Source organism: Pseudoalteromonas sp. TAB23 (genome assembly GCF_000498075.1).
Classification (GTDB): Bacteria; Pseudomonadota; Gammaproteobacteria; order Enterobacterales; family Alteromonadaceae; genus Pseudoalteromonas; species Pseudoalteromonas arctica.
On the sequence record NZ_AUTP01000205.1, the window covers coordinates 1 to 12,491 of the forward strand.

General features: G+C 39.9%; 11 protein-coding genes. 3 read left to right on the top strand and 8 right to left on the bottom strand.

The window, feature by feature from the left end; translation table 11 throughout:
* Positions 1 to 94 precede the first annotated feature (94 nt).
* The 7 genes from L654_RS0110640 to lptD form a co-directional block, all read right to left on the bottom strand.
* Positions 95 to 2,110 (bottom strand): methyl-accepting chemotaxis protein, encoded by a 2,016-nt coding sequence (locus L654_RS0110640; RefSeq protein WP_024607995.1) that lies wholly within the window; start codon positions 2,108 to 2,110, stop codon positions 95 to 97.
* Positions 2,111 to 2,246: 136 nt separating this feature from the next.
* Positions 2,247 to 3,065, bottom strand: coding sequence for a symmetrical bis(5'-nucleosyl)-tetraphosphatase (locus L654_RS0110645; RefSeq protein ID WP_024607996.1), 819 nt, complete (start codon positions 3,063 to 3,065; stop codon positions 2,247 to 2,249).
* Positions 3,066 to 3,073: 8 nt separating this feature from the next.
* The gene (gene apaG / locus L654_RS0110650; RefSeq protein ID WP_007585091.1) at positions 3,074 to 3,463 is read right to left on the bottom strand and encodes a Co2+/Mg2+ efflux protein ApaG; all 390 of its coding nucleotides are present in this window, start codon (positions 3,461 to 3,463) and stop codon (positions 3,074 to 3,076) included.
* A complete protein-coding gene (gene rsmA / locus L654_RS0110655; protein ID WP_024607997.1) occupies positions 3,447 to 4,253 on the bottom strand; it encodes a 16S rRNA (adenine(1518)-N(6)/adenine(1519)-N(6))-dimethyltransferase RsmA in 807 nt (268 codons plus the stop codon). The genes apaG and rsmA overlap by 17 nt, the downstream gene beginning before the upstream one ends.
* Positions 4,250 to 5,242 (bottom strand): 4-hydroxythreonine-4-phosphate dehydrogenase PdxA, encoded by a 993-nt coding sequence (pdxA, locus tag L654_RS0110660; protein ID WP_007585088.1) that lies wholly within the window; start codon positions 5,240 to 5,242, stop codon positions 4,250 to 4,252. Before pdxA ends, rsmA begins: the two co-directional genes overlap by 4 nt.
* Before the next feature lie 2 nt (positions 5,243 to 5,244).
* Entirely contained in the window at positions 5,245 to 6,540 is a 1,296-nt protein-coding gene (gene surA / locus L654_RS0110665) for a peptidylprolyl isomerase SurA (protein ID WP_007585086.1), read from the bottom strand.
* A 39-nt stretch (positions 6,541 to 6,579) separates the two neighbouring features.
* Complete coding sequence (gene lptD, locus L654_RS0110670) at positions 6,580 to 8,832, bottom strand: LPS assembly protein LptD (RefSeq protein WP_024592325.1); 2,253 nt, start codon at positions 8,830 to 8,832, stop codon at positions 6,580 to 6,582.
* Between the two features lie 111 nt (positions 8,833 to 8,943).
* On the opposite strand from lptD, the gene L654_RS0110675 reads away from it, so the two are divergent.
* The 3 genes from L654_RS0110675 to djlA are packed head-to-tail and all read left to right on the top strand — an operon-like array spanning position 8,944 to position 11,496.
* Positions 8,944 to 9,945 carry a phosphotransferase gene (locus tag L654_RS0110675; protein WP_024607998.1) on the top strand — a complete coding sequence of 334 codons (1,002 nt, stop codon included), beginning with the start codon at positions 8,944 to 8,946 and terminating at the stop codon, positions 9,943 to 9,945.
* Positions 9,942 to 10,598 carry an N-acetylmuramate alpha-1-phosphate uridylyltransferase MurU gene (murU, locus tag L654_RS0110680; protein ID WP_024607999.1) on the top strand — a complete coding sequence of 219 codons (657 nt, stop codon included), beginning with the start codon at positions 9,942 to 9,944 and terminating at the stop codon, positions 10,596 to 10,598. Before L654_RS0110675 ends, murU begins: the two co-directional genes overlap by 4 nt.
* A 31-nt stretch (positions 10,599 to 10,629) precedes the next feature.
* Positions 10,630 to 11,496 (top strand): co-chaperone DjlA, encoded by an 867-nt coding sequence (gene djlA / locus L654_RS0110685; protein ID WP_024600316.1) that lies wholly within the window; start codon positions 10,630 to 10,632, stop codon positions 11,494 to 11,496.
* Here the strand turns inward: djlA and L654_RS0110690 are convergent.
* The gene (locus tag L654_RS0110690; protein WP_024608000.1) at positions 11,479 to 12,429 is read right to left on the bottom strand and encodes a DUF3530 family protein; all 951 of its coding nucleotides are present in this window, start codon (positions 12,427 to 12,429) and stop codon (positions 11,479 to 11,481) included. The genes djlA and L654_RS0110690 overlap by 18 nt on opposite strands.
* Between the last annotated feature and the right edge of the window lie 62 nt (positions 12,430 to 12,491).

A 12,491-nucleotide genomic window follows, 5' to 3' on the forward strand; every position in this document is an offset into this window, starting at 1 on the left:
CGGTAAAGTTTTACATCTCACTTTTAAAGTCCTGATAAATAAAAACCCCGATGGTACATAGTACCATCGGGGTTTTTTAATCGTTTTAGTAAACCTAAACTTTAAATTCGTCTACCGACAAGCGAAGCTCTTCGGCCAGTTTTGCTACTTCTGAACTTGAAATATTAGTTTGGTTTGCGCCTTCGGCTGTTTGCTCTGCGATGGCTACAATCGACTCAAGACGTTCGCTAATTTCTTGCGCTACTTGTTGTTGCTCGAGTGCCGCAGTCGAAATCTCTTCACTTACATCGTGAGCTTGCGAAACCGCAAATGTAATCGAATCAAGAGCGCTACTTGCTAGGTCTGTTTGCTCAACACACGATACCGCACGTTGCTTACCTTTACTCATTGCTGTTACTGCAGCTTCTGCGCCTGTTTGAAGAGACTCAATCATTGATTGTATCTCTTGAGTGGACTCTTGAGTTTTACTCGCTAGAGAGCGTACTTCGTCTGCTACAACAGCAAAGCCTCGGCCATATTCACCAGCACGTGCAGCTTCAATTGCGGCATTTAGTGCAAGTAGGTTGGTTTGGTCCGCTATGCCGCGTATTACATCTAAAATGCTGCCTATTGATGCGCTATCTTGATGTAGTTTATTAATTACTTGTGAGGCGTCGTCTACTTCACGTGCTAATTGCTCAATAGTTGCTTTGTTGTTATTCGAAATACCTTTAACACGCTCAGCTTCTTTATCAGCATTTTTAATTTCGCTAAGTGCTTGTTGAGCGCTGTTGCTAACCGTTTGCGATGTACTGCTCATTTCGGTTGTTGCGGTTGCGGCTTGTTCAACTTGTGCTTGTTGATTACGAATTGCTTGGCTTGATTCCGCTGTTATTGCAGATGTTTGTTCTGATGCTGCTGCTAGCTGAGTAGAGCGCGAAATAATGCCTTTAATTAGGCTGCGTAAGTTATCAATTAAGGTGTTACAACTTTTAGATAGCTCGCCAAATTCGTCTTTAGCGCTGTCGTCTAAACGTTGTGTCATGTCGCCACTGGCAACAATATCTAAAATTCGGTTAACTTCAGCAAGTGGTTTAGTAATACGGCTAACAGTAATAATAGCAATCGCTACAGCTAAAAGAGTGGCTATAATCATACCAACCCAAGTCCATAAATTAGCTGAGTCTACGTCGCTGCGCACGCCTTGCTGTAATTTAAACGCAACGTCACTAGCTTGATTAACTAACTCGTCAATTTGGTTAAGTGCCATTTTGGTGGCTTGCTCTGACTGTGCAAGCTCTGATTCTGTTAGCGTAATAGAGTCGATTAATCGTTTTTTGTTTGCAGCTAAACCACTACTACCTTTGATATTGCTTTCTAAAGTATCAACATTTTCTTTTAAGCTTGAGTATAAATCGCTGTGAGTTTGCTCAATAGCCGGTTTAATTAATGCAATGGTACGTGTAACTTCTTCTAGGTAATAGGTTTGCTCGTTTTTAACAATATCGAGAGTATTAAGCGTTTTAACGGTTAGCATATCAGTGCTGTTACTTACCACTGACATAAAGTTATTTTCTAAATTGTTTGCAGCTTGATAAGCACGAGGGTGGTTTTGCTCAAACCCATCAATGTCAATAATATCGAGTACGACAGAATTGGCATCTTCTGCACTTAGCTCTATATTTTCTAATTGTGCTTTTAATGTTTTGTTTAATGCTAGCTGTTTACTTTTGTCATCTAATAAGCTTTCAACTGTGCTTAAAAAGCTTAAGTAGGTTTTTTCTACATTCTGGCTACTTTGGTTAAGCGTTGCATCATTTTTTACTACGTCTTGAAGTTCGCGATGAAGAGTATTGAATAACTGCTTTTGCTCAAGAACTTGTTTTTTAATGGGGGCTAGTTCATTTGCAGAGGTAGTGTAAAAACTCGCCTGAGCGGCTTTACTCATTAAAATAAATTCGGCTTGTAGTTCTGAGCTTTTATTTAGTGCTGGAAGTGATAGTTGGTTCACTTTTTGAGTAGAACGGTCAATATTTGCAATTTTTATTAAGGAGTTACCACCAATTATCAATAATAATAGTGTGATAAATATAAAACCACCCCAAATACGCTGGCTTACTGTCAGGTTCATAAGATTTCCACTCAAAAGTACTTCAATTAAGACTTATCGGCGTTTGTACCAATAAGTTAAGTAATTAAAATCAATTACTTTAACTAATTTTAACTATTAATTGATAAATCTAACAGATGTATTGTTTTTTTTCAGTTTATTTAGACGAAAGATGGGATTTTTCGATAATTACTTTTTTAGTACTTAGCTCCATTAGGGTCATGGTGTTACCCCATACACAGCCTGTATCTAAGGCGTGAACCCGTGGATTACCTGTCCTACCTTCAAGTGCGGCCCAGTGTCCAAAAATAATATCGTGTTTAGATTTAGCGATATTGGGGTGGTTAAACCACGGTGTTAGTGTTTGGCTATCGGTTATTGCACCCTTTGCATTAAGCTCGAGTGTGTTATCACTTGTTAAAAATCGCATGCGGGTAAAGTAGTTAACTATGTATCTAAATTTTGCAAAGTCATCAAGATTGCTTGACCATTGCTCCGGATGAGGCTGATACATATGTTCAAAAAACGCTTTAGCATTGTTTGATTGATAACAGCTTTGTGCAAATTGTGCTTGTTTTAGCGCGTCTTCAATAGACCAATCTGGGTTTAATCCGGCATGAGATATAAAGCAGTTATGTTTTATAAGCTCTAAGGCCAATGGTTGGGTTTGTAAAAAAGCGATGTAATGCGCTAATTTTGGACTTTCAAATATTGGGTTTAGTTTATCTTTTGGATTAGTAGGTTTGTTAAGAAAGTAGCAGGCAACCATGTGGAGGTCGTGATTGCCTAAAGTGATGGTCATGCTATTTTGGTGTTGGTAAATATAGTCTAAGCAGGCTAAGGAGTCTGGCCCGCGGGCAACTATGTCGCCAACTAAATAAAGGTGATCTTTGCTTGGGTTAAAATCAACACGTTGCAAAAGGGTGTTAAATTCACTAAAACACCCTTGTAAATCACCTATCGCATAATCTGCCATTTAAGTGCTTAATGCAAAATGTTAGGACAAGCCAAACGAAACACATTAATAGGCGCCTGAAACTCAGAGCCAAACTCGTTGCGTAACGTGTAATGCCCTTGCATAGTGCCTACAGGTGTATCTAAAATTGCACCGCTGGTGTATTTATAGCTTTCGCCTGGGCCAATGTCTGGCATTTCGCCAACAACGCCTTCACCTTCTACTACTACTTCTTTGCCATTTGCATCGGTAATTAACCAATAGCGGCTCAGTAATTTTGCACTACATAAACTATGGTTTTTAATCGTTACTGAGTAAGCAAATACGTATTTTTCAAGCTCAGGTTGAGATTGGCCTTCTACGTAAAATGTTTCTACAGACACCTTTACAGGCGATCCAATATTACTGCTTGTTGTCATAAATCCAGTTAGCTATATCAATAAATTGTTGTAAAGATAAGCGCTCAGCACGCAGCGTTATATCAATGCCAATGCTAGTAAGCTCTTCTGCAGTTAGTAAATTACCTAAACTGTTACGCAGTGTTTTACGGCGTTGATTAAAGGCTTCTAAACACACTGTGTTTAATATTTTAACGCTTTTTGCTGTACGTTGCTCTGGCTTTTTAGGTATTAAACGTATAACCGCAGAGTCAACTTTTGGCGCTGGTTTAAAGCACTCAGGTGGTACTTCAACAACCGGCATTGCATTACAGTAGTATTGAGTCATTACGCTTAAGCGGCCAAATGTTTTACTACCTGGGCCTGCTACCATGCGTTTTACTACTTCTTTTTGAAGCATAAAGTGCATGTGCTCAATATGATCTGAAAATTCAAAAAGATGAAACAATAACGGTGTCGAAATATTGTAAGGTAGATTACCAAACACTTTTAATTTTTTGTCATCGCGAACCAAGCTTGCAAAGTCAAACGTCATTGCATCGCCTTGGTTAACGGTTAATTTAGGACCCAAAAATGGGTGTTCAATTAATCGTTGCGCTAAATCTTTATCTATTTCAACAACCGTTAAATGGCCGCTTAATTCGGCTACTGGCTCAGTAATTGCGCCAAGGCCGGGGCCAATTTCTACTAGGTTGTCTTCTGGTTTAGGATCGATCGCAGAGACTATTTTATCGATGATAGATTCATCAAATAAAAAGTTTTGCCCAAAACGCTTACGAGCGCGGTGTCCTAAATGTACTTTATCGGTCATTGATTTTGTGCTTTTTCTTGGGCGAGCTTAATTGCTTCGCGGATCGCTAATTCAAAACTGCCAACGTCAGCTGTACCAGTCCCTGCTAAATCGAGTGCAGTACCGTGGTCAACTGATGTGCGGATAAATGGTAAGCCAAGGGTAATATTTACCGATTTACCAAATCCCTTGTATTTTAGCACAGGTAATCCCTGATCGTGATACATAGCAAGCACTGCATCTGCTTCAGATAGGTATTTATCTTGAAATAAGGTATCGGCCGGTAGTGGGCCAATTAAATTCATACCTTCGCTTCTAAGTATCTCAAGCGTTGGCGTGATTGTTTCTATTTCTTCTCGACCTAAATGGCCATCTTCACCGGCATGCGGGTTTAAGCCACACACTAAAATACGTGGTTTTTCTATACCAAACTTAGTTTGTAAGTCGTGATTTAAAATACCCGCTACTTTAGTTAAACGCTCAGGTGTAATGGCACGCGATACATACGCCAGTGGAATATGCGTGGTTACAAGTGCAACGCGTAAGCCCTCTGTTGCAAGCATCATAACGACATCAGCAGTATTTGATTGCTGCGCAAAATACTCAGTGTGCCCACTAAACGAAATACCTGCTTTGTTAATTATGCCTTTGTGAACCGGGCCTGTAACGACTGCATCGAAGGTGCCATCCATGTTTTTTTCGCTTGCTATACGCAAGGTATCTAACACGTATTGTCCGTTACCGTCGTTTAGTACGCCTAGTTCTACATCAACCCCTAAATCAACCTGATGAATATACAAGCTGCCAGCAGGTGCTGCGATGGCGGGGGCATTATCATCAAATTTAATTAAGTTTATTGTTAAGCCTAAATGTTTTGCACGCTCTTTTAATAGTTTGCCATCGGCAATCGCTATAAGTTGAACATCCCACGCTTGCTGAGCAAGCGTGAGTAGCAAATCTGGGCCAATACCGGCGGGTTCACCCGGCGTAATAGCAATTCTTAAGGTCATATTTATTGGTCTGCTGTGAAAATTTCAACGTGAGCTTGCTCGCGCATTTCTTGCTGCCAGTTAAAACTTTCTTCCTTAAATTTACGGTTAAACAACATACCGTGAGCACGGTTACGTTTGGCTAGCTCAGTTTTATCAGCTACACGTTTACCAAGTAACTGCACAATGTGCCAACCAAACTGTGTTCTAAACGGTTCGCTTATTTCGTCTTGCTTAAGAGAAAGCAATGTATCTTTAAACGCAGGTACGTAGGTAGTTGGATCTGTCCAATCGTACTCGCCACCTTTAAGTGCAGAGCCTGGATCTTCTGAGTACTCTTTAGCTAGTTTCCCAAAGTCGGCAGTTCCTGCGCGTAAGTCTTTTGCAAAGCCAGCAAGCATAGAGCGTGCTTTTTCTTCACTTAAAATAATTGAAGGTTTAATTAGTATATGGCGTGAACGCACTTCAGTTGTTTCTACAACTTGTAGGCCACGAACATCTTGTACTTTAATGATATGAAAACCAGCACCAGAGCGAAGAGGGCCAACAATAGCGCCTTTCTTTTGGCCTTTTACTGCTTCAGCAAAAAGCGATGGCATTTCGTTAATACCCATGTAACCAAGCTGTCCACCTTCAAGTGCTTTAGAGCCGCTTGATGATGAAATAGCAATACGCTTAAATTCTTGGCCATCGTTTAATAACTCAATAACTTTATCTGCGCGTGTTTTTGCGCCAGCAATTTCGTCAGCGTTCGCATCGTTAGGGATATCTATTAAAATATGACCAATGTCGTACTCTTCAGCACTTTGACCTTGGGTTTCCATAATTTTTAAAAGGTTATCAACTTCTTGTTCGCTAATATAAATACGGCGATCGACGCTTGCACGTGTTACTTGCTGCGTTGTAATTTCTTTACGAATTTCTTCACGGTAAGCTTGAAAGCTTTCGCCCGAACCTTCAATAGTACGGCGTAAATCGGCAATTGTACCGCCTTGCTCTTGTGCCATGCTTGCAAGAGTTTGATCGAGTTGGCTGTCTGAGATTTGTAATCCCATACGTTCAGCCATTTGTATCATAAGGGCTTGATTTACTAAACGCTCAACAGCTTGTACACGAAGAGTTTCATCTTTTGGTAATTGCTGGTTTTGTTCTTCGGCTTGCTTTTTAACACGATTAATAATGGTGTCTACTTCGCTTTTTAAAATTACGCCTTGGTTTACAACGCCAATAACTTTATCTATTTCTACTGGTGCGGCCATTGCACTTTGACAAAGGCTGGCACTTAAAACTGCTGATGTTAATAATTTTTTTAAATTCATATTCTTTTTACTACTCTTGCTGATAGTACTGTTGTGATACTAGTTACTAAGAAAATACGGTCTACGATAGCCAAAAATACCTTGTTGTAATAATTTTTGTGCATCATAACGGCTTTTACTGCCAAGTCCTTTTAATACAAAATTCAAACTAATACCTGAATCAAAAGTTGCTTGTTCTTGGCCTATTGATTGATTTAAATCTGTTTCAATTTGGCGGTGCCCAGTAATTTGGATAGCCCAACAGCATGATTCATACTGTAATCCGCTCAATACTTCGATACTTCTGTTGTTTTCAAGATCTCGATGATAGCTTGCAATAAATTGCCATTCGTCGCTAATAGGAATACTTGTAAATACACCTGCTTGCTCGATTGTATTTCCTGAGACATCATTTGCATAGCGATGGTTCAATTGTACTAGCTGATTATTATCACCTTTATAATCAAGTGTTACATTTGACTGTACCATTTGCTTGCCATCTGTATCGTATTGAATACCTCCAGCGAGGTACCAACGGCGGTGCCAATGTAACATGGTTTGAGCTGCAAATAGTGCATTATAATTAGTGTCTGAGTTCAAGCCTTGCTCTGTTGGCTTGGCATCGTCACTTAAATAAAATATTTGGCCGGCACTAAAATTAAATACTTCTTCTTGTTTTTTATCAAATAGGCGCGTTGTAGCACCTAAAGTAAACTGATTCGCTGCTGCTATGCGGTCAACACCCGAAAAGCGCACGTCTCTAAATAAACCATAATAATCGTCTTGTAGCTTGGTTGTATCAAACAAGCCAATGTCTGACTGGTCTTTATTAGGTGTATATAAATATTGAATTTGCGGCTCTAGCGTTTGTATAGCATCTTCAAAAAAGTAAGATGCGTCACGCTCAAAATTAAGCTGAGAATACAAACGTACTTTAGGAATAGTACGCGATACGGTATCGCTGTATTGCGTGCCTGTTAAGTTTCCGCTTTGCTTATAATTAGTTTGCAATAAGCTCACTTCTGATAAAAATGACCACGCATGCGTTGCGTAGTTGTAGCGGGCTTTTGGCTCTACGTGTACACGAGTTGCGCTGTCTATGGCCACTTCTGATGAATCATTAGTAAAATGGCTAATTTCACCTGACACACTAAAGTCAAAATTATCAAAACGCCAAGGCGCAGTTTGCGTAAAATTAACTTGTGGTATTGCAGTATATGACTCTAAGTGATCGCCCAGTACTTCAAAATTTTGTACTTTAATATCGGTGCGCCATGTTTCACCTAAATGAGTAAGTGAACCAGTACGATAAAGCTGTGTATCGGTTTTACTGGCGTAATTTGAGCTTAAATCGGTGATGTAGTTATCATCGCTTACATTGGTTACATCAACGTTTGCGCGCCAGTTTTCACCCAGATAACTTTGCTGTTGCCAATGAAACATATAGCGTTCATTTAAGTCTGGCTCAGAATCATCACTATCTAAATATTCAATTCCTACTAAGCCTTCATGTTGCTCTGTTAGGTATCTAAATTCGGTTTGTAGTTGTAGCCCTTTGTTAGACATATAACGAGGCGTAATAGTGGCATCAAAATTAGGTGCAATATTTAAATAGTACGGCGTAATTGTTTCAAGGCCGTATTTATCAGAGCTTGAAATAGTCGGGGTAAGTAAACCCGATTTACGGCGTTCATCCAGCGGGAATGTAAAATAAGGTAAATATAAAACCGGTGTATCGAGAATACGTAATACGGCGTTATATGTTTCGCCCCAACCTTCTTCGCGTGAAAGGTTTATTTCGTCAGCTTCAATTTCCCATACTGGGGTGTCACTTGGGCAAGTAGTAAAGCTTGCATTCATGAGTAATAGGCCAGACTGATTAACAGTAAGCTTTTCAGCGCCGCCTTTACCTTGTTGTTCGGTTAGGCTGTAGTCGGCGCCTAACAAACTGACTTCTGAATTATTTAAATCGGCATTTAATCCGGTGCTGTTTACTTTACTTACGTAATCTTGATAAGTAATTGGCCCCGTTGCATTTAATAAACCACGCTGTTTGTCTATCAACGCAGTTTGTGCGGACAAACTCATCTTAAGGGTGTTAATATCAACATTGCCGGTAAATTCAGCGCTTTGAGTGCCAAGTAGCTCAACATCATCAGCTTGAATATCAACTTCACCAAGGTTAAGGCCTTCAAGTGGTTGCCAAGCTCTGGTTTGCATTGAAATGCCACAAAGGTTGTGTGCCAGTTCAGTTTCGGCAAGCGATGGTGCGCTAACTACGCTTAGCATCAATATGCCCCAGGTTTTGCTCATTTATCGACCTTAATACTGTGTGTTTAATATAATATACACATAATAAAGGAAAATAATGGCAATTACAGTAATTGACCTAATTAACTTAGTGAAAAATAGATATCTTATAAAATGACACGCTTTGAGAATTTACAACAATTTATAAACACACACCTTAATGCCAAGTCGCATACTTTAAACGCGATCACGGGTGATGCTAGCTTTCGCCGTTATTACCGTTTAAATCACGATAATAAGCATTTAATAGTGATGGACTCAGATCCAAAAAAAGTGAATAACGAACCTTACATTTCGCTAAATCAGGTGTTTGTTGAGCAAGGTTTTTTACTTCCTACTATTATTGCAAGTGATGAGAAACAGGGCTTTTTTGTTCTGAGTGATTTAGGGAGTACGCACCTAGCTGACATGCTTGATGATGCAAACCGCACCGAGCACTATAAAGCATTAATAAGCTTAAGCGCCCAGTGGGCTAAAACGCCGGCAGCTTCTGCTATGCAAGCGTACAACGAAGATTTTATAACACTAGAACTTGATATATTTAGCCAGTGGTTAGTGAATGACTTTATTAATGAGCCACTAAGCGCAGAGCAAAACGTAATGTGGAAAACAAGTTCAGAGCTATTAATAAAGGCCATGCTTGAGCAGCCAACTGTTACCGTTCATCGCGATTATCATAGCCGTAATATTATGAACAGTAACGGCCAGTGGGCAATTATAGATTATCAAGATGCTGTACGCGGGCCGCTTTGCTACGATTTAGTATCGCTACTACGCGACTGCTACTTTAAACTGCCTCAAGAAGAGTTAACAAGCTTGCTTGATTTTGCTTATCAAGAATTTACGGCTCAAAATTTACTGGCTAACACTTCATTCGATGGGTTTAAATATTGGTTTGATTTAACCGGATTACAGCGCCATTTAAAAGCTGCGGGTATATTTTGTCGATTATATTTGCGCGACGGTAAAACAGGTTATTTAGATAATATTTTACCGACACTTGATTACATTATTGAAGTAGCGGCAAATTACCCAGAGCTTAAAGCATTGAGTGAGTGGACAAAAAATACCATAGTGCCAAAAGTGACTGAAAAGTTGGCAAAGGAGCGCTCATGAAAGCGATGATTTTAGCTGCAGGGCGCGGACAGCGTATGATGCCGCTCACGCAAAATATGCCAAAGCCAATGTTAAAAGTGGCACAAAAACCACTTATTGAGCACCATATAAATAATCTTAAAGCTGCCGGCATTACCGATATTGTAATAAACCTTGCGTGGCAAGGTGATAAAATAAAAGACTATTTTAAAGATGGCAGTCAATTTGGTGTAAATATACTTTACAGCCAAGAAGTTGAAAGTGGCCTTGAAACGGCTGGCGGTATTATTGAAGCGTTACCGCTGTTGGGTGACTCGTTCATTGTAGTAAATGGCGATGTATACACCGACTATGATGTAAGTGCGCTAATGCAACTTCATTTACAACCCGGCGAGGCGCACATAGTGCTTATAGAAAACCCGCCACACAATCCAGATGGCGACTTTGCATTGAGCCATTTGTCGGCCGAGAGTCAAAAATATACCTTTTCGGGGATTGGCCGCTATCAGGCTGATTTTTTTAAAGGATTAACGCAAGGTATTCGCCCTTTAGGGCCTATTTTACGTGAAAAGCTAAATGAACATTTAGTCTCTACTGAGCTCTATATAGGGCAGTGGGATGATATTGGTACACCAGAGCGTTTAAACCAATTAAACACGCGCCTTGAGGCGTAACAACTCAATTTTTAAGAAGGCAGTATTATAGATGTGGGGAAAAATTCTCGGTTTTTGTTTTGGCTTTATGTTTGGCAAAATATTTGGTGCTATTTTGGGTTTATACCTAGGTCATTTATTTGATAAAAGTTTAAAAAATAACTTTGATAAAGCAGGCGGTTTTTCTAGCTTATTTAGTGGTGACGACGTGAATGAGCGCCAAGCTTTGTTCTTTTCAAGTTGCTTTGCTGTTATGGGGCACATTGCGAAGTCGAATGGTCGAGTTAGCGAAGTACATATAAAAGCAGCTAACTTGTTTATGGATGAAATGGGCTTAAAGGGCGAAGAACGCCGCGAAGCCCAACATGCATTTCAGTCAGGTAAAGAGAGCGACTTTTCACTTAAAGAAACAGTACACGATTTTAAAGAACGCTTTGCTAAACGAAACGATCTAATACAGTTGTTTTTAGAAATACAAATTCAAATGGCATTTTCTGACGGGGTATTAGCCGAACAAGAAAAGCAATTATTAGCAGAAGTAAGTAAACAGTTAGGTATTTCTAAAACACGTTTTGCATTTGTATTAAAGCGCTACCAAGCAGAGTTTAACTTTAGAAAGCAACAACAGCAGTTTAATCAGCAGCAACAAAACCAAGGTCAAAGTAGTAGTTACCGTGAAGGTTCTGGGCACCATGTACCGCCAAATAATAACATGAACCGTGCGCAAGCATTGGCGTTATTAGGTTTAAATAGCGATGCAACGCAGCGTGATATAAAAGTAGCGTACCGTAAACTTATGTCGCAACACCACCCTGATAAGTTAGTGTCGCAAGGCCTACCAAAGCACATGATGGAGCTGGCTGTTAAAAAGAGCCAAGATATTCAAGCTGCTTATGAGTATTTAAAAAAGTCGGCGTAAAAAACCGTCTATTTCTTTTGTTAGGCGTGCGTGTTGATCGGGTTGATCGCGCAGGCCAAACAACTTGCGTTGGCGGTAATCAAACTTTGCATTTCGGTTAACCCAGCGCTGACGATTTTTAAGGCTCATTAAAATGTCTGTGCTGTCATTTGCGTAGTAAATATCAAGCAAAGCGGGTGCAACAAGTGATGCCGTTTGGCTCAAGCTTTCGTTACGCTTGGTATTAGGTAGATAACTGCTTAAACTGATAAACGCATCTAGTCTCTCATCTGGAAAATCTGCATAGTACTCCAACAACACACCCGCACTCGTGCCTTGTGCTATAACCACTATATTACTCGAATCTTCCATAGCGGTTTGATACAGCGCATTAAAGCGAGAAATGAGATTTATTTTGTAGTTATCAAGTATGTCATCGGTTACTTTTTCAATTGCATTAACGTAATGAGGTTCTTCTTTTACTTTTGCAGGCTGCGATTGGGCGTTTGCTGTTGTGTCGGGTGATGCAGGTTCCTCGGTGTTACTCGGCGCAGCTTCGGTTTCGCTGGGCGTTGTTTTTGCCATTTTACTAGTTTGCCAATCAATGTCGGGCACTGTCATTGCGTAGGTGCTGTAACCTAAATTATTAAGCTCTTTACGCAAGTAACTCATGCCTGAGTTATTGGTAGGTGAAGAGTGCCAATCGGGTATAAGTAATACTACTCCTCTAAAATCAGCGCTCATATATTCGCTATAAAGACTTAAAAATTCTGTTTCACCCGCTAATATTGGTTTTATTTCATCGCTTGGAAGAAGTCGCTCAATGTCGCTATTTTCAATACTTGATAGGCTAGGTGGGGCAATATGTTCCGCCGCGCTGATAGGGTTAGCTAAAAGTAGCGCACAGCTGAGCTGTATATAAAAAGCGCCTTTTAAAAACCGTGAAAATAGCATAACGCACCTAACTAATGACAATTAGTTAGGTATCGGCAAAGTTATCTAAAAGTTTAATAATT